The sequence below is a fragment of the Citrobacter sp. CK194 genome, assembly GCF_030333395.1.
GTDB lineage: Bacteria > Pseudomonadota > Gammaproteobacteria > Enterobacterales > Enterobacteriaceae > Citrobacter_B > Citrobacter_B koseri.
The window spans coordinates 476,522-494,525 of record NZ_JAOWGA010000017.1; the positions used below are offsets into that span (position 1 = coordinate 476,522).

The window sequence follows — 18,004 nt, forward strand, 5'->3', positions numbered from 1 at the left end:
ATATCGCCGTCGCTATCCATTGCTGGGCTGCATTCCGCCACAGATGTCGCAGCTGTTTCGCCGTTAATCCGCTCTCCCGCGCGCCAGCCAGAGTACGCGGGAGAACATTTTTTTGAACAGCGTCGGCACCGCGTCAACGCCGCGTCGCCCTGCCTCCATCGCCACTTCAATGGCTAAATCAGGCTTTGACGAGCGGTGGATCGCCTTCGAAATAATTTTCCGCATATTCATCGGGACGTTTTCCGGTATTTGCGCCACCCGATGAAAGACATCAGCAAATCCTGACCGATACATAAAATGTTCCATATCCAGAGCAGGCAATGCCGTCAGGTGCTCACGCTCTTCTTCCCGGTCGTTATTCAGCAAACCGCGCACCGTTGCGGCATATTTTTTCCCGGCTTCGTCGCCATCCACCAGCACATGCCACTCAATCCCCATCCGGCGGGCGAATTTTACCAGCGGTCTCAGGCCAGACTGGGCGAATTCGATCACTTTAATCCCTTCGGCATCGAAGTGGTGCCCACACTGGCGCGCCAGTTCGTTGATAACCCAGGTTTCCGTTTCGCCTTCCACCAGCAGCCAGCAGCGGGAAAACAGCGACGAGGCCCGGTTAAAACGAATATGAAAGGCGATGCGGCGACCATCTTCCGCGCTCAGCCCGCCAGGCCCCAGTCGCCAGGCCGCGACCCGTGAAGATTCACGCACCAGACGGACAACGTGCTCCACAGGCGTCAGCGACAGCAGCTCGCCGGAATTGGTCGTTGCCACACGTTGCAGCGGTAAAAGATTCAACAACTGCCATGCCACCGACAGCATAATCGGATGCAGACGCGTTTCCGGGTCTTCAACCAATAATAATGGTCGGGCATCTTTATCCAGCCGCAGCGTCCCTTTTGCCTGTAACAGCGTGGAGAACAGCCCCAGCAGGATCACGCGATGCGTGCGGCCGCCGGGTTTGTCGATCATCCGGTTAATAATGTCCAGATAGCGCCAGCTACGCTGTTCGTTGTTCGAACGGCGACGCATCAACCGATGACGGGATTGCCCCGCGCCTTGCTCGGAAAAGTAATGCTCCAGCAGCTGTACCATCGCCGAAAGCCCCTGGCGGATCTGCCCGTCCGTTAAATTCTGCGGACGGGTCGCCAGCTCTCGCGCCAGAAAGTCCAGCTGGCAGGCGGTAACTTCAACATCGGGAACATCGGGCACCGTACCGTTACGGATGCGTCGCATAAAGCGCGCATCGCGCAGGCGCAGTACCGGCATCAAACGAATGAGATGGTGTGCCTGGCGATTAATATCATCGACCGGCAGCGGGTGGCCGTCGCCATCAAGGAAGCTGCGCAGCGTCATCACGCTGCCATCTGCCGCGCTCTCCCCCTCCAGGCGGTAGAAAATACGGTGAAAGCCATCCTGACAGGGAGACCAGCATGCCTCCAGCGGGCGGTATCGACGCACCCTATGGCGGCCTGGCTGAGATTCACGGAAAGTGAGGATAATATGCAGATGATGTTCACGTCCCTGAATATCTCCGGGGGGAAACCAGAAATCCTCGCGGATGAAATGATACAGTTCCGATTCTGGCGACAGCAGCAGAGTTAAGGCATCCAGCAGGCTGGATTTCCCCCACGCGTTCTCCCCAATCAGCACGTTGTTTTGCTCCAGCATCAACGATAATCGATTGATCCCGCGAAAACCCACAATCTCAACGCGTTCGAGAATCATGTATCCTCCAGAAATGAACAACTTATCCTTTCCGCAGTATAACGACAAAATCCGTTGTGTGGCGTGATAATTGCAGCATTAAGTCCGTGCACTACACTCTTATTAAGACAAATCAGAACAAGGATTCACACCACATTGCCCTAAATCAAACTAACTGAATTTTTTTAACTGGTGATTGGGTGACGTTCGTTCTTAAAATATAGTTTCCTGCATTATGTCGTCACCCTTTTATGACGATAAAAAAACAGCCGCATATTCAATGTGGTTAATTTTATTATTTGAGGTGGTTATGTTTAGAAAATTAGCAGCCGAATGTTTCGGTACATTCTGGCTCGTTTTCGGTGGCTGCGGAAGCGCCGTTCTGGCTGCGGCATTCCCTGAACTGGGAATTGGTTTTGCGGGTGTCGCGCTGGCTTTTGGTCTGACCGTACTGACAATGGCATTCGCCGTAGGTCATATTTCCGGCGGACATTTTAACCCGGCAGTGACATTAGGTTTATGGGCTGGCGGTCGTTTTCCGGCAAAAGAGGTCATTGGCTATATTATCGCTCAGGTTGTCGGCGGTATTATTGCCGCGGCGGTGCTGTATCTGATTGCCAGCGGTAAAGCAGGCTTTGATGCCGCTGCCAGCGGTTTTGCCTCTAACGGTTACGGCGAACATTCCCCTGGCGGTTATTCCATGCTTTCCGCCATCGTCATTGAAATCGTGCTGACCGCCGGTTTCCTGCTGGTCATTCATGGCGCGACGGACAAACACGCCCCGGCGGGTTTTGCCCCGATCGCCATTGGTCTGGCGTTAACCCTGATTCACCTGATCAGTATTCCGGTCACCAACACCTCTGTGAACCCGGCGCGCAGCACCGCGGTTGCGATCTTCCAGGGCGGTTGGGCATTACAACAACTGTGGCTGTTCTGGGTGATGCCGATTATCGGCGGTATTCTGGGTGGCGTGCTGTACCGCACGCTGCTTGAAAAACGCGATTAATTGAGTGAAGTCCGTGGTGTCGGGTGGCGACTACGCCTTACCCGACCTGCGGTACAGTACAATAAGCAGGCCGGGTAAGCATTAGCGCCACCCGGCTTTTTTTTTGCTCCTTTACCTGACCGCCTTTATTGGGTAGTGTCATTGCGCTGTCTCGCATATAAAGGACCCGGTTGTTCATGTTTTCAGGACTTTTAATCATTTTGGTTCCACTGATTGTGGGCTACCTCATTCCGCTTCAGCATCAGGCCGCATTAAAACTGATCAACCGGCTGTTAAGCTGGATTGTCTACGTCATTCTCTTTTTTATGGGGATCAGCCTGGCGTTCCTGGATAATCTCGCCAGTAATTTGCTCGCTATTTTTCATTATTCCGCTGTCAGTATTACCGTTATTTTGCTGTGCAACATCGCGGCATTATTCTGGCTGGAACGTTCGCTACCGTGGCGACACAACCACCAGCAGGAGAAATTACCTTCACGTATCGCGATGGCGCTTGAGTCACTTAAATTATGCGGCGTCGTGGTGCTGGGTTTTCTGCTTGGCCTCAGCGGGCTGGCATTTCTCAAACACGCCACGGAGGCCAGCGAATATACGCTGATCTTCTTATTATTCCTGATCGGCATCCAGTTACGAAACAATGGCATGACCTTAAAACAGATTGTGCTGAATCGCCGGGGGATGATTGTCGCCGTGGTGGTGGTCGCCAGCTCTATGCTCGGCGGAGTCATCAATGCGCTCATTCTCGGCCTGCCGATCAAAACCGCGCTGGCAATGGCATCAGGTTTCGGCTGGTATTCCCTGTCCGGCATTTTATTGACCGAATCGTTCGGCCCGGTAATTGGCAGCGCCGCTTTCTTTAACGATCTGGCGCGCGAGCTGATAGCGATTATGCTGATCCCCGGTCTGGTTCGTCGCAGTCGCTCCACCGCGTTAGGGTTATGCGGCGCCACGTCGATGGACTTCACGTTGCCGGTACTTCAGCGTACAGGCGGTCTGGAGATGGTGCCTGCCGCCATCGTTCACGGTTTTATCCTCAGCCTGCTGGTGCCGATCCTGATGGCCTTTTTCTCAGCCTGATACCTCCCTGGCGGTAGAACCCTGCCGCCAAAATTGCGCTAAATCAATCTCCCTGTAAATTATGTAAGAAATCACTTTTATCCCTTTGCGCGCAGGCATAACCTTAAACATGTATATTAAATATAACTTTAAAAAAGGTGTGACCATGTTTTGTGTGCAATGTGAACAAACCATCCGTACTCCGGCGGGGAACGGCTGCTCCTACGCGCAGGGTATGTGCGGTAAAACAGCGGAAACGTCCGATCTCCAGGATCTGCTGATTGCGTCCCTGCAAGGTCTGTCTGCATGGGCTGCTAAAGCCCGTGAATATGGCATCATCGATCATGACGTTGACAACTTTGCCCCGCGTGCATTTTTCTCCACTCTGACCAACGTTAACTTCGATTCTCCGCGTATCGTCGGCTATGCCCGTGAAGCGATCGCCCTGCGCGAATCGCTGAAAGCGCAGTGCCAGAACATCGATGCAAGCGCCACGGTAAACAACCCGATGGCCGACCTGCAACTGGTCAGCGACGATCTGGGCGATTTGCAACGTCAGGCCGCCGAGTTCACCCCGAACAAAGACAAAGCCGCTATTGGCGAGAACATCCTCGGCCTGCGTCTGCTTTGCCTGTATGGCCTGAAAGGTGCGGCAGCGTACATGGAGCACGCCCACGTTCTGGGTCAGTATGACAATGACATCTACGCGCAGTACCACAAAATCATGGCGTGGCTGGGCACCTGGCCTTCCGATATGAACGCTCTGCTGGAATGTTCTATGGAAATCGGCCAGATGAACTTCAAAGTGATGAGCATCCTGGATGCCGGTGAAACCACCAAATACGGCCACCCGACCCCGACTCAGGTTAACGTGAAAGCGGTTGAAGGTAAGTGCATCCTGATCTCCGGTCACGACCTGAAAGATCTGTACAACCTGCTGGAGCAGACCGAAGGGACTGGCGTGAACGTCTATACCCACGGTGAAATGCTGCCCGCGCACGGTTACCCGGAACTGCGTAAATTCAAACACCTGGTCGGTAACTACGGCAGCGGCTGGCAGAACCAGCAGGTTGAATTCGCCCGCTTCCCTGGCCCTATCGTGATGACCTCTAACTGCATCATCGACCCGACCGTTGGCGCGTATGATGACCGTATCTGGACGCGCAGCATCGTCGGTTGGCCGGGCGTAAATCACCTGGAAGGCGAAGATTTCTCTCCGGTTATCGCCCAGGCGCAGCAGATGGCAGGCTTCCCGTACAGCGAAATCCCGCATCTGATCACCGTTGGTTTCGGTCGCCAGACGCTGCTGGGCGCAGCAGACAGCCTGATCGACCTGGTCAGCCGCGAAAAACTGCGTCACATCTTCCTGGTGGGCGGCTGTGACGGCGCGCGTGGCGAACGTAACTACTTCACCGATTTCGCGACCAGCGTACCGGATGACTGCCTGATTCTGACGCTGGCCTGTGGTAAATACCGCTTCAACAAACTGGAATTCGGCGACATCGAAGGTCTGCCGCGTCTGGTTGACGCCGGTCAGTGTAACGACGCTTACTCCGCCATCATTCTGGCCGTCACGCTGGCAGAAAAACTGGGCTGTGGCGTGAACGACCTGCCGCTGTCTCTGGTGCTCTCCTGGTTCGAACAGAAAGCGATCGTCATCCTGCTGACGCTGTTGTCTCTGGGCGTGAAAAACATCGTGACCGGGCCGACTGCGCCAGGTTTCTTCACCCCGGATCTGCTGGCTGTCCTCAACGAGAAATTTGGCCTGCGTCAGGTCACCACCGTTGAAGAAGATATGCAGCAACTGTTGAGCGCGTAAGGAGTTTTAGAATGACGATGCCAACCACTCAGTGTCCGTGGCGGATGCAGGTACATCACATCCATCAGGAAACCCCGGATGTGTGGACTCTCTCATTACTGTGTCACGATCACTATCCGTACCGTGCCGGTCAGTATGCACTGGTCAGCGTTCGCAACTCTGCGGATACGCTGCGGGCCTACACCATTTCGTCCACGCCGGGCGTGAGCGAGTACATTACGCTGACGATCCGTCGCATTGATGAAGGCGCAGGTTCACAGTGGTTAACCCGCGAGGTGAAACGCGGCGACTATATCTGGCTGTCCGATGCGATGGGCGACTTTATCTGTGAAGACAAAGCCGAAGACAAGTTCCTGATGCTGGCGGCCGGTTGCGGCGTCACGCCAATTATGTCGATGCGTCGCTGGCTGGCAAAATACCGCCCGCAGGCAGATGTGCAGGTGATCTTCAACGTGCGTTCGCCGCAGGATGTGATTTTCGCTGAGGAATGGCGTCAGTACCCGGTCACGCTGGTGGCGGAGAACAATGCGACCCACGGTTTCGTGGCGGGTCGCCTGACCACTGAATTACTGAAAAACGTGCCGGACCTGGCATCGCGCACCGTCATGACCTGCGGCCCGGCGCCGTATATGGACATGGTTGAGCAGGAAGTGAAAGCGCTCGGCGTAACGCGCTTCTTTAAAGAGAAGTTCTTTACACCAGTTGCCGAAGCGGCAACGGAGGGTCTGAAGTTCACCAAACTGCAACCGGCGCAGGAGTTTTACGCGCCTGTCGGCACCACGCTGCTGGACGCGCTGGAAAGCAATAAAGTTCCGGTAACCGTGGCATGTCGTGCTGGCGTGTGCGGCTGCTGCAAAACCAAAGTGGTTTCCGGTGAATATACGGTCAGCAGCACCATGACGCTGACCGATGCGGAAATCGCCGACGGTTATGTGCTGGCCTGCTCCTGCCATCCGCAGGGCGATTTAGTTCTGGCATAAGCTCTCATTGCCGGATGACGCTTCGCTTACCCGGCCTGCCATTTTTCGGCAGGCCGGGTAAGGCATTTACGCCGCCATCCGGCAATTCTTCACCGCCAGGCCGAATTTCCCGCAACAGAGAACCGCCCCGCCCCCAGAAACGCCACCGCCAGCGCGCCAATAAAGAAATAAACTAAACTTTCTATCGCCCATGCGCCGACGGCATCCAGTTGCCAGGTTTTCCCGGTGCCGACCATTAACCACGCCACCACCATCGTCAATGCCAGCACCAGCGCGGCAGGACGCGTAAGAATACCCAGCACAATCAGGCAAGGCGCAATCACCTCGCCCACCAGCACGCCATAGGCGATAAACCCGGGCAATCCTTTTGCAATCAGCATATTGCTAATGCCATCAATACCGTCGAACAGTTTATGCAGGCCGTGAAACAGCATCAGCCCCCCTACCGCGAGGCGTAACAGAAACTTGCCAAAATCTTCATGCGTCAGCATACGGTTCACTGCATTTAATAACGTTGTAACCATCTGAATTGACTCCTGGTTCCGGCTGGTTTGCCATTAAATTACGCGTTCTGTCGGTTGAAATATAGCTGCTGAAAATAAGGGGTGATGACAAAGCGTAACGATTATCTTCATCTAAACTTGTAACCGGTATCACATTACAGGAGATGGAAAACCATGAAACAAACCGTTGCCGCTTACATTGCAAAAACACTTGAACAGGCTGGCGTGAAACGTATCTGGGGCGTGACAGGCGACTCCCTGAACGGCCTGAGCGACAGCCTGAACCGGATGGGGACAATTGACTGGATGTCGACGCGCCATGAAGAGGTCGCCGCCTTTGCCGCTGGCGCGGAAGCGCAACTCACCGGTGAACTGGCGGTGTGCGCGGGTTCATGCGGGCCTGGCAACCTGCATTTGATTAACGGTCTGTTCGATTGCCACCGTAATCACGTCCCGGTTCTGGCTATCGCCGCCCACATTCCTTCCAGCGAAATCGGCAGCGGCTACTTTCAGGAGACCCACCCACAAGAGCTGTTTCGCGAATGCAGCCACTATTGCGAGCTGGTTTCCACCCCGGAGCAGATCCCGCAGGTACTGGCGATCGCCATGCGTAAAGCGGTGCTTAACCGTGGCGTCTCCGTCGTAGTGCTGCCGGGCGACGTTGCGCTGAAACCGGCGCCGGAAAGCGCCAGCACCCACTGGTATCATGCCCCGCTGCCGATCGTGACCCCGGCCGAAGAAGAGCTGAAAAAACTGGCACAGCTATTACGTTACTCCAGCAATATCGCCCTGATGTGCGGCAGTGGCTGCGCGGGCGCGCATAAAGAACTGGTGGAATTCGCCGCCAAAATTAAAGCGCCAATTGTTCATGCGCTGCGCGGCAAAGAGCATGTGGAGTACGACAACCCTTACGATGTGGGCATGACGGGATTGATCGGCTTCTCATCCGGTTTCCATACGATGATGAATGCTGACACCCTGATCCTGCTCGGCACCCAGTTTCCCTATCGCGCCTTTTACCCGACCGACGCCAAAATCATTCAAATCGATATCAACCCGGCAAGCATTGGCGCGCACAGTAAAGTCGATATGGCGCTGGTCGGCGATATTCGCTCCACGCTCGCCGCGTTATTACCAATGCTGGAAGAAAAAACCGATCGTAAATTCCTTGATAAAGCGCTGGAGCACTATCGCGACGCGCGCAAAGGGCTGGATGATTTAGCCAAACCGAGCGAGAAAGCGATTCACCCGCAATATCTGGCGCAGCAGATCAGCCGTTTCGCCGCAGATGACGCCATCTTTACCTGCGACGTCGGCACGCCGACCGTATGGGCGGCGCGTTATCTGAAAATGAACGGTAAGCGCCGTCTGCTGGGATCGTTTAACCACGGTTCAATGGCCAATGCCATGCCGCAGGCGTTAGGCGCCCAGGCCACCGAACCGGGCCGTCAGGTGATCGCCATGTGCGGCGACGGGGGATTCAGTATGCTAATGGGCGATTTCCTCTCTGTCGTACAGATGAAGCTGCCGGTAAAAATTGTTGTTTTCAACAACAGCGTGCTGGGCTTTGTGGCAATGGAGATGAAAGCGGGCGGCTACCTCACCGACGGCACCGAACTGCACGACACGAACTTCGCCCGCATTGCTGAAGCCTGCGGCATTACAGGGCTCCGCGTTGAAAAAGCCGCCGACGTCAACGAGGCGCTGCAACGCGCGCTGTCTATCGACGGTCCGGTACTGGTCGATGTGGTCGTGGCGAAAGAAGAACTGGCCATTCCGCCGCAAATCAAACTGGAGCAGGCCAAAGGGTTTAGCCTGTATATGCTGCGCGCGATCATCAGCGGGCGCGGTGATGAAGTGATCGAACTGGCGAAAACCAACTGGCTAAGGTAAAACAATGCACATCGCCTTTTAAACTATAGGGATGTGCAATGATCGATTTACGTAGTGATACCGTTACCCGGCCGAGTCGTGCCATGCTCGAAGAGATGATGGCCGCCCCGGTCGGGGACGACGTGTACGGAGATGACCCAACCGTCAACGCCCTCCAGCAATACGCCGCTGAGCTTTCTGGCAAAGACGCGGCGATTTTTTTACCCACCGGCACTCAGGCTAACCTGGTCGCTCTGCTCAGCCACTGTGAACGCGGCGAAGAGTATATCGCCGGTCAGGGCGCGCATAACTATCTGTACGAGGCAGGCGGCGCGGCGGTGCTGGGCAGCATTCAACCGCAGCCCATTGATGCCGCCGCAGACGGTACGTTGCCGCTGGATAAGGTCGCCGCGAAGATCAAGGCGGATGATATCCATTTTGCCCGCACTCGCTTACTCAGTCTGGAAAACACCCACAACGGTAAAGTGCTGCCGCGCGAATATTTAAAACAGGTGTGGGAATTTACCCGCGAGCGCGGTCTGGCGTTGCACGTTGACGGCGCGCGTATTTTTAACGCGGTCGTCGCCTACGGCTGCGAACTGAAAGACATTACTCAATACTGCGATTCATTCACCATTTGCCTGTCAAAAGGTCTGGGGACGCCGGTAGGCTCACTGTTAGTCGGCAACCAGGACTACATTAAGCGCGCCATCCGCTGGCGCAAAATGACCGGCGGCGGTATGCGTCAGGCGGGCATTCTGGCGGCTGCCGGGCTGTACGCGTTGAAGAATAACGTCGCACGTTTACAGGACGATCACGACAACGCGGCCTGGATGGCGGAGCAACTGCGTGAAGCTGGCGCGGATGTTATGCGTCACGACACCAATATGCTGTTTGTCCGCGTTGGTGAAGAGAACGCGGCGGCGCTGGGCGAATACATGAAGGCACATGACGTGCTGATCAACGCGTCGCCGATCGTGCGTCTGGTGACGCATCTGGACGTATCGCGTGAACAGCTTGCTGAAGTCGCCGCCCACTGGCGCGCCTTTTTAACCCGCTAAGGAGACGGACGTGCCGCAACGTATTTTGGTTCTTGGCGCCAGTGGTTACATTGGTCAACATCTGGTGCGGGCGCTCAGCGCGCAAGGGCATCAGATTCTGGCGGCGGCACGTCGCATCGAACGGCTGGAAAAACAGCAACTGGCTAACGTCAGTTGTCATAAAGTCGATCTCAACTGGCCGGATAATCTGCCCGCGCTGCTCCGCGAAGTCGACACCGTCTATTATCTGGTGCATGGCATGGGCGAAGGCGGCGATTTTATTGCCCATGAGCGCCAGGTTGCGATGAACGTGCGCGATGCGCTGCGTGAAGTACCGGTCAAACAGCTCATATTCCTCAGCTCGTTGCAGGCGCCGAAACATGAGCAGTCTGACCATTTGCGCGCCCGGCAGTTAACTGCGGAGACGCTGCGCGAATCCGGCGTGCCGGTGACTGAACTGCGCGCCGGCATTATCGTCGGCGCAGGTTCAGCCGCCTTCGAAGTGATGCGCGATATGGTCTACAACCTGCCAGTGCTGACGCCGCCTCGCTGGGTGCGCTCCCGAACCACGCCCATCGCGCTGGAAAATTTGCTGCACTATCTGGTGGCGTTGCTGGATCACCCTGCCTGCGAGCACCGGGTTCTCGAAGCCGCCGGGCCGCAGGTCTTAAGCTATCAGGAGCAGTTCAAGCACTTTATGGCCGTCAGCGGCAAACATCGCCTGCTGATCCCCATCCCTTTTCCGACCCGCTGGATTTCAGTCTGGTTTTTAAATGTCATTACGTCCGTTCCGCCGACCACGGCAAAAGCGCTGATCCAGGGGCTGAAACATGACCTGCTGGCCGATGATACCGAACTGCGGACGTTGGTTCCCCAGACGCTTATCACCTTTGACGATGCCGTGCGTCGCACGCTGAAGGAGGAAGAAAAACTGGTCAACTCCAGCGACTGGGGATACGACGCCCAGGCGTTTGCCCGCTGGCGATCAGAGTATGGCTATTTTGCCAAACAGGCCGGATTCACGGTTAAAACCTCCGCCAGCCGGAAAGCCCTGTGGCAGGTGATCAACCGTCTCGGCGGCAAAGAAGGCTATTTCTTTGGCAATATTCTCTGGAAGACGCGTGCGGCAATGGATCTGCTGGTGGGGCATCGACTGGCAAAAGGCCGACCTGAACACGCGCTTCTTCAGACCGGCGACACGGTGGACAGCTGGAAAGTCATCATTGTCGAGCCGGAAAAGCAGCTGACCTTACTGTTTGGCATGAAAGCGCCGGGCCTTGGCCGTCTGAGCTTTACCCTTGAAGATAAAGGCGATCACCGGCAAATTGACGTGCGCGCCTGGTGGCACCCGCACGGGATGCCCGGCCTTTTCTACTGGCTGCTGATGATCCCGGCGCATCTCTTTATTTTCCGGGGTATGGCAAAGCGAATTGCCCGGCTTGCAGAACAAATCACAGATTAATCATAAAAACATACTGTATTCTTTCATGTTTCCCATTGCATACCAACGTAATTCACGGAAGAATGCGCACGAAGTTCTATTAACCACAGTGGATTGATATGAAGGTACTGGTTACCGGCGCCACCAGCGGCTTAGGTCGAAACGCGGTTGAGTTTTTGCGCAATAAAGGCATCAGCGTCAGAGCTACCGGTCGCAATGAAGCGATGGGCAAGCTGCTGCAAAAAATGGGAGCGGAATTTGTCCATGCGGATTTGACCGAGCTGGTCTCTTCGCAGGCAAAAGTGATGCTCGCAGGCATTGATACGCTGTGGCACTGCTCCAGTTTCACCTCGCCGTGGGGAACCCAGGAAGCCTTCGATCTGGCGAACGTCCGCGCCACCCGACGCCTCGGCGAATGGGCCGTCGCCTGGGGCGTACGTAACTTTATTCATATCTCCTCTCCGTCACTCTATTTTGATTATCACCACCATCGCGATATCAAAGAGGATTTTCGTCCGCACCGCTTCGCCAACGAATTTGCACGCAGCAAAGCGGCCGGTGAAGAGGTGATTAACCTGCTGGCGCAGGCCAACCCGCAGACGCGTTTTACCGTCCTGCGCCCGCAAAGTCTGTTTGGCCCACACGATAAAGTCTTTATTCCGCGTCTGGCGCATATGATGCACCACTACGGCAGCGTTCTGTTGCCGCACGGCGGCAGCGCGCTGGTGGATATGACTTATTATGAAAACGCCGTCCATGCGATGTGGCTGGCAAGCCAGGAAAACAGTGACAAGCTGCCTTCTGGTCGGATCTATAACATCACAAACGGTGAACACCGGACGCTGCGCAGCATTGTGCAGAAGCTGATTGATGAATTAAACATTGATTGCCGAATCCGTTCGGTTCCGTATCCGATGCTGGATATGATCGCCCGCAGCATGGAGCGTTTCGGCAATAAATCGGCGAAAGAGCCGACGCTGACGCACTACGGCGTTTCCAAGCTGAATTTCGATTTTACGCTGGACACCACGCGCGCCCAGGAGGAACTGGGCTATCAGCCCATCGTCACGCTGGATGAAGGCATTGAGCGTACCGCCGCCTGGCTGCGCGATCACGGCAAGCTACCGCGCTGACCGGCGCACAGTGAACACAAAAAACGGCAACCATCAGGTTGCCGTCAGATTGTTATTGTACCGGATGGCACAATAGATACGACTCACCCGCCACAGGCCCGATAAGCCTTCGCCATCGGGCATTTCAGGCGTTGTCGTTTTATATTGTCATTACAGCGCGCTCCACGCGTCAGACCATGCCAGACCCGCGCCGGGTTCATAATAGGCCGGCGCCGTATTACACCAGCCGCTATACGGGAATGGTTTGCACTGGAACAGCTTACCGTGGTTATTCACGATATCGCCCGCATTGTACTTGCTGTTCGCGCTCCATGCCGGATACGAACCCGAAGCGCCGTCGTCCTGAGATGGCGTTGCCGCTTTCGCTTTCACGTTGAGCAGATAAGAGGTGCTGCTGCTCAGCTCACCATCACTGACGGTCAGGCTCACCTCGTACTGCTGAGCGGTCGCCGCTTCCGGCGCGGCGAAGGTTACAACCGCTTTGTCTTCGCCAGACACGGTCTGACCATCCTGAGCACGCCAGGTGTAGGTCAGTTTGTTGCCGTCTTCGTCGGTCGACCCCTCCGCGCTCAAAGAGACCTGCGCCCCCGCATCTACCGCGCCAATCGGCCCTGCGATATGGGCTACCGGCGCATGGTTAACGGTGGTCGGCTCTGCTGGCGTTTCATCCGGCACTGGCGCAGGTGCAGGCGTATCATCAGCCGGTGTTGGCGTTACGGGCTCTTCATCCGGTTTAGTCGAAGAACCGTCATCATTAATGATGTTCACATTGTAGAAATGCTGTACACATTTCGTGTAATCCCCCTCTTTAAACGCGCTGAATGGCGTCTGATAACCCACCAGTTGGCAAGCATAGGTTTTGCCGTCCGGCGTATCCGAGCTCCATCCCCAATCTTGTTCCCAGTAGATCTTCAATGCGCCCGCGCCGCCTTCATCGAACTGCTTCATGTTGGCGCAGCCCAGCACTTCATCTGCCGGAACCGGTACTTTCAGGTAGTTAGCGAACTCTTTGTAGTATTTGATACGGTTCTGCGACTGCGCGATTTCCGTCGGGCCGCCGCATTCAACGCCGCCGTTGATAATCTGGGTGGTGACGCCAAAGCCGGGCACCAGACCGTTAGCCTTATCATGCGCGTTCGGCTGCCAGGTGCCATCGATGACCTGCAACATGCTAGGTTTCGGCGGCTGCGGGTAGGCGAAGAAGAAAATAGCGCTCGCCAGGTTCAGCCAGGTATCGGCAACCAGTTCCGGTTTATCCAGTAGCGTGCGAACGTCGCCGTACATCGCTTCAGAGAACGGCCCGTAGTTGTAATTATAGGACAACTGTTTCGCACCGCGGCCAAAGTAACTCAGGAATTCACCATCTTTGTCTTTGCCGCACGGCCAGGTTTGCCCCTGCCAGACGCTCGGGTTACATTCGCCGTTATAGCCGCCTTTCTGCCCTTCGCTCCAGCCCATTTCACGCACATACACCAGCGCCTGACGCCATTCGGCCTCTGGACGCCAGCTCTCATGGCCGCCGGTTTCCTGCGCAAAGTGGGCGAACATCGTTGCCAGCTCTTTGCGGCAAATCGCATCACTGTCGCGACCATCGTTATAGGTCTTACACAGCGCCGGGAATTTGCCGACTGCTTTCAGGAAATTGCTGTAGGTATATTCTTTAGCACGCAGCGGGAAAAGATATTCCCAGTCGCTGGCTTTGATGATTCCCTCAACGCGTTTGACGTTTTCCGGGTTGGCGGCGCGACCGGGTTCAATGAGTTCTACCTGGGCATTATCCAGCGTCTGGATCGTCTCTTTCACCGAAGCCATCAACGGGAAATTTGTCAGCTCCTGCTCCTTTTTCGCCAGATCGCTGGCTTTTATGGTGTAAGGCTCACTGCTGCTGGCCTGCAATGTATTTGCTTGCGCCATAAACGGCACCGTACAGGCACCCGCAATGAGTACACTCAATAATGTCCTTTTGCTCATTTCAATTTTTCCTTTATGTATAATAGTGATTAATTCAAATTCTGCGTTGTCCATTAACAACACGAATAAACAAACGTCAGAACCTGGGGTTTTACTTTTCGAAGAACACCAGCAGGAATTCTTCAAAAAATAAAAGCGGCTGGATTTATTTATATTGCGTGGTCATTTTTATACGCTGGTATGTTTCCCAGACTTTATGCGCGTAAATCATGCGCTGCGGGTAATTCTCTTTTTTAACCCCGGCGTTATATGCGCCTACCGCCTCCCAGTTATAACCATATACTTTGATCATATCGGATAAGATCGACGCGCCGACCATAATAGATGTACAGGGTTCCAGCATCAGTCGATACTCATCAATGCCACGGCGTTTCAGCGCTGAAAAATGCGAGCTATTTATTTGCATCAACCCGACATCCCTCGTTCCGTCGTGATTTCGTCCTACCGCATAGGGATTCATGCCAGACTCGACTTGCGCAATGGCAAATAATAAATAAGGGTCAACATGATAATAATTTGCGGCTCTGTCCCAGCAGTTGGCAAACGCGCTTTGGCTTAACATCAATAACAACAAAATTAAACGTTTCATATTTTTATCCGGTTGTCGGGGTGATCTGCTCCTTGTTCGTTATGCACATTATTTTTTAGAGATGGCCGCCCCCAGACAGGGGCGGCTACCCTTCGCGGATAGATAACGTATCCGCATTATTAAGGTAAGAGGATTATTGACAGTCTGCGGCGGCGCTTTCTTTCACCCACACGTCGCTGTTGCCGGGTTTATCACCCTGCGTCCACCATTTGGCGCGGTATACAGACCCCTGATAGGTGGTAGTCTCACCGCCGTTGTAAACCACATCGGAACGCCAGTTGAATTTCACCTGGCTGACCAGTTCCCACGCGTCCACGCCGAAGCCTGGCTGATTGCCCTGCGTCCAGTACTTCGCTTTCCACACCAGGTGATCAAAACTGACGGTATCGCCATTGTTGTAGATTTTGCTGGCGTCCCATGCCGCGTAGTGGCTGGCATTGGCATCAACCGGGCTGTCGCAACCGCCGGTTGCCGCGCCTTCATCAGACGGCGTCGTCCCTTCGTCGGACGGCACCGGCGCCGCTTTTGGCGTAACGTTAATCTGCACGTTGGACTGCACGCTGGTTTTACCATCGCTGACCACGACGCTGACGGTGTAAGTCGAGGCGGAGCTTACTTCCGGCGCGGTGATGGTCACGCTGGAGGTGTCCGTCCCCGTCGCGTTCATGTCGCCCGGCACGCTCCAGGCGTAGGTCAACGCGTCGCCATCAGGATCGGCAGCCTGCGCATTCAGCGTGTAGGTTGCGCCTGCTTCAAGCGACACCGTTTCCAGCGGATTCACAACCGGGGCCTGGTTCGCTTTTGGCGCTTTGTTCACAACCTGAACGTCAATGGCGTTACTCAGACCTTTCGCATCGGTAACGGTCAGACGGAACGCCAGATTCTGATTGCTGGAGACGGCGGCGACGTTAAAGCTCGCTTTCGCGCTGGTGCTCTTGTTCAGCGTTACGGACGGACCGGAGATCTGCGTCCACTTATAGGTGATCGCATCGCCATCCGGGTCGGTAGAGGCAGAACCGTCCAGCGTGACCGTCGCCGGGCCGGTTACGACCTGGTCAACTGCGGTCGCGACTGGCGCATGGTTGGTCACAACCGGCTCAACCGGCGTAGACCCCCCACCCAGCAAGCTTTCGTTCATCGCGTTCAGAATGTCGCCGTTATCAGAGTCGATAGACCAGGAGAACAGGCCGCCGAGGTTGTTAGCCAGGACGTATTTACCTTTCGCCGCCGCAGAACGGGCGTCTTCATAGGTAATCAGGTCGCCGGTGGATTTATTGAAAATATACGGCGCTTCCGCCGCAGCGTCGTAACGGTATTCCCAGCCTGGTTTGCCTTTGTATTCGTTAACAATCTGACGATAATCAACCACGCCCGGCTCCCAGGTGCCTTTCACCGGGCCGGTAGCCGTACCGGTAAACGGATTGTCGCCGGTATAGCCATGCACGCCAGTCCAGCCGCGGCCATACATCCCCGCGCCCACCACGATCTTGCCTGGCTGCACGCCCTGCGCCAGCAACGCATTGACGCCATTTTCCGTGGTGTATTTGGTGTCCGGTTTCCACTCTGCGCCGTGCAGCGCCGCCTGGTGCCCCAGATCGGTGTTGCTCCAGCCGCCGTAGAAGTCGTAGCTCATCAGGAAGATGTGGTCCATATACTGCTGCGCCTGGGCGTAATCCACGTCTTCAATTTTGTCCTGACCGGAACCGATAGCGGAGGTCAACTCGTAAGTCCGACCGGTTTCGGCAGACAGTTCGTTAAGCATGGTGCGCAGATCGTGCATCAGTGCCGTGTAGGTCGCTTTATCCTGCTGCGGGTTGCCCAGCGTTTCATTCTGACCGCCGCCGCCCGGGAATTCCCAGTCAATATCTACGCCGTCGAAGAATTTCCAGGTCTTCAGGAAATCCTTAACGGAAGCAACAAACCGCGCGCGAATCGCGCTGTCATGCATCTGGAAAAACGGATCGGAAAGCGTCCATCCCCCAACCGATGGCAGGATTTTCAGATCCGGGTGCGCTTTTTTCAGCGCCATCAATTGACCGAAGTTGCCTTTATACGGGTCATCCCAGTTAGAGACGCCAGCCTGCGGTTTTTGCAGCGCCGCCCACGGATCGTGGATCGCCACGGTATAGTCCTGTCGGCCATTACAGGCGCGTTTCAGCGCTTCAAAACTGTTGCCGCCCTCGATGGATTTCAGGCTGTCATTGATGCCGTCGCCGCCGCAAATGGGAATAAAGCCGTACAGGATATGGTTCAGGTTAGCCGCCGGGATTTTATCCACCGGGAAATTACGGCCATACACGCCCCATTCCGGGAAGTACGCGCCCACCACTTTATCGGTATGCTGAGCAAACGTTTTATTGTTTTCCTTCATGGTGGTATTCAGCGGCAGCAGATGGCTACCGTCGGTATCCGCCACAATAATCAGCTTGCTGGCGCTTTTCGTACACCCGCTGGTATTACATAACTCAACCTGCTCCTGATAACGACCGCCTTTTTTGACTTTGAAGGTCGCAGAACCGGCAGCGCTACCTGCGCCAGACCATACGGTCTTACCATCCAACAGCACTTTCGCGGAGGTCGGCGCATCGCCGCTCCAGACGTTCCATTCCACCTTGACGTCCACGCCATCGTTATGAACTTTCACCAGGTTGTTATAATCCTGCGCAGCCTGATCCACTTCCACAATAGCGAATTTATCATTGCCGCTGGTAATAGACGGCGTACCCGGCGCAGCGGCAAAAACCGGACTTGTCGCTGCTGCCACAAAAAGTGCCAGATATTTAGGCTTCATAAATTTCATTATTAATTCCTGATAATTTTATTCGTGAATATTTAACAGCCATGCATTCCTTAGAGCATGGACGAATTGCAAACAGTAATTTATTTAAGACAAC

Annotated in this window: 13 protein-coding genes; 8 read left to right on the forward strand and 5 right to left on the reverse strand. The window is 55.1% G+C overall.

Features of this window, described 5'->3' with window-relative positions; all coding sequences use genetic code 11:
- Window positions 1-63: 63 nt before the first annotated feature.
- Window positions 64-1,722 carry an ATP-dependent endonuclease gene (locus OGX80_RS10610; RefSeq protein WP_115181774.1) on the reverse strand — a complete coding sequence of 553 codons (1,659 nt, stop codon included), beginning with the start codon at window positions 1,720-1,722 and terminating at the stop codon, window positions 64-66.
- Between the two features lie 289 nt (window positions 1,723-2,011).
- Here OGX80_RS10610 and aqpZ point away from each other — a divergent pair, with 289 nt between their 5' ends.
- The 4 genes from aqpZ to hcr all read left to right on the forward strand — a co-directional run bounded on the left by aqpZ (window position 2,012) and on the right by hcr (window position 6,561).
- Window positions 2,012-2,707, forward strand: coding sequence for an aquaporin Z (gene aqpZ, locus OGX80_RS10615; protein ID WP_024130486.1), 696 nt, complete (start codon window positions 2,012-2,014; stop codon window positions 2,705-2,707).
- Window positions 2,708-2,883: 176 nt separating this feature from the next.
- Window positions 2,884-3,783, forward strand: coding sequence for a LysO family transporter (locus OGX80_RS10620; protein WP_012133055.1), 900 nt, complete (start codon window positions 2,884-2,886; stop codon window positions 3,781-3,783).
- 145 nt (window positions 3,784-3,928) lie between these two features.
- A complete protein-coding gene (gene hcp / locus OGX80_RS10625; RefSeq protein WP_024130487.1) occupies window positions 3,929-5,581 on the forward strand; it encodes a hydroxylamine reductase in 1,653 nt (550 codons plus the stop codon).
- Window positions 5,582-5,592: 11 nt separating this feature from the next.
- Entirely contained in the window at window positions 5,593-6,561 is a 969-nt protein-coding gene (hcr, locus tag OGX80_RS10630) for an NADH oxidoreductase (protein ID WP_024130488.1), read from the forward strand.
- A gap of 89 nt (window positions 6,562-6,650) precedes the next feature.
- Here the strand turns inward: hcr and OGX80_RS10635 are convergent, their stop codons facing one another.
- A complete protein-coding gene (locus tag OGX80_RS10635; RefSeq protein WP_024130489.1) occupies window positions 6,651-7,085 on the reverse strand; it encodes a DoxX family protein in 435 nt (144 codons plus the stop codon).
- A gap of 153 nt (window positions 7,086-7,238) precedes the next feature.
- On the opposite strand from OGX80_RS10635, the gene poxB reads away from it, so the two are divergent.
- From poxB to OGX80_RS10655, 4 genes are all read left to right on the forward strand, one after another.
- Entirely contained in the window at window positions 7,239-8,957 is a 1,719-nt protein-coding gene (gene poxB / locus OGX80_RS10640; RefSeq protein ID WP_115181776.1) for a ubiquinone-dependent pyruvate dehydrogenase, read from the forward strand.
- 38 nt (window positions 8,958-8,995) lie between these two features.
- Window positions 8,996-9,997: a low-specificity L-threonine aldolase gene (gene ltaE / locus OGX80_RS10645; RefSeq protein WP_115181777.1), complete on the forward strand. Its 1,002-nt coding sequence runs from the start codon at window positions 8,996-8,998 to the stop codon at window positions 9,995-9,997.
- Between the two features lie 10 nt (window positions 9,998-10,007).
- Entirely contained in the window at window positions 10,008-11,438 is a 1,431-nt protein-coding gene (locus OGX80_RS10650) for an SDR family oxidoreductase (protein WP_286471188.1), read from the forward strand.
- 98 nt (window positions 11,439-11,536) lie between these two features.
- Complete coding sequence (locus OGX80_RS10655; RefSeq protein WP_115181778.1) at window positions 11,537-12,550, forward strand: 3-beta-hydroxysteroid dehydrogenase; 1,014 nt, start codon at window positions 11,537-11,539, stop codon at window positions 12,548-12,550.
- Window positions 12,551-12,700: 150 nt separating this feature from the next.
- Here the strand turns inward: OGX80_RS10655 and OGX80_RS10660 are convergent, their stop codons facing one another.
- The 3 genes from OGX80_RS10660 to OGX80_RS10670 form a co-directional block, all read right to left on the reverse strand.
- Window positions 12,701-14,521, reverse strand: coding sequence for a glycoside hydrolase family 19 protein (locus OGX80_RS10660; protein WP_115182343.1), 1,821 nt, complete (start codon window positions 14,519-14,521; stop codon window positions 12,701-12,703).
- Between the two features lie 145 nt (window positions 14,522-14,666).
- The gene (gene iagB / locus OGX80_RS10665) at window positions 14,667-15,110 is read right to left on the reverse strand and encodes a type III secretion system invasion protein IagB (RefSeq protein ID WP_047457844.1); all 444 of its coding nucleotides are present in this window, start codon (window positions 15,108-15,110) and stop codon (window positions 14,667-14,669) included.
- 133 nt (window positions 15,111-15,243) lie between these two features.
- On the reverse strand, window positions 15,244-17,910 hold the full coding sequence (locus tag OGX80_RS10670; RefSeq protein ID WP_115181779.1) for a glycosyl hydrolase family 18 protein: 2,667 nt from the start codon (window positions 17,908-17,910) through the stop codon (window positions 15,244-15,246).
- Between the last annotated feature and the right edge of the window lie 94 nt (window positions 17,911-18,004).

Bases quoted from the DNA above. Each gene is read 5' to 3' on its own strand.
- OGX80_RS10620 (WP_012133055.1), top strand. From the start codon at position 2,884: ATGTTTTCAGGACTTTTAATCATTTTGGTTCCACTGATTGTGGGCTAC.
- ltaE (WP_115181777.1), top strand. From the start codon at position 8,996: ATGATCGATTTACGTAGTGATACCGTTACCCGGCCGAGTCGTGCCATG.
- OGX80_RS10635 (WP_024130489.1), bottom strand. From the start codon at position 7,085: ATGGTTACAACGTTATTAAATGCAGTGAACCGTATGCTGACGCATGAA.
- aqpZ (WP_024130486.1), top strand. From the start codon at position 2,012: ATGTTTAGAAAATTAGCAGCCGAATGTTTCGGTACATTCTGGCTCGTT.
- OGX80_RS10660 (WP_115182343.1), bottom strand. From the start codon at position 14,521: ATGAGCAAAAGGACATTATTGAGTGTACTCATTGCGGGTGCCTGTACG.
- hcr (WP_024130488.1), top strand. From the start codon at position 5,593: ATGACGATGCCAACCACTCAGTGTCCGTGGCGGATGCAGGTACATCAC.
- hcp (WP_024130487.1), top strand. From the start codon at position 3,929: ATGTTTTGTGTGCAATGTGAACAAACCATCCGTACTCCGGCGGGGAAC.
- OGX80_RS10655 (WP_115181778.1), top strand. From the start codon at position 11,537: ATGAAGGTACTGGTTACCGGCGCCACCAGCGGCTTAGGTCGAAACGCG.
- OGX80_RS10610 (WP_115181774.1), bottom strand. From the start codon at position 1,722: ATGATTCTCGAACGCGTTGAGATTGTGGGTTTTCGCGGGATCAATCGA.
- poxB (WP_115181776.1), top strand. From the start codon at position 7,239: ATGAAACAAACCGTTGCCGCTTACATTGCAAAAACACTTGAACAGGCT.
- iagB (WP_047457844.1), bottom strand. From the start codon at position 15,110: ATGAAACGTTTAATTTTGTTGTTATTGATGTTAAGCCAAAGCGCGTTT.
- OGX80_RS10670 (WP_115181779.1), bottom strand. From the start codon at position 17,910: ATGAAATTTATGAAGCCTAAATATCTGGCACTTTTTGTGGCAGCAGCG.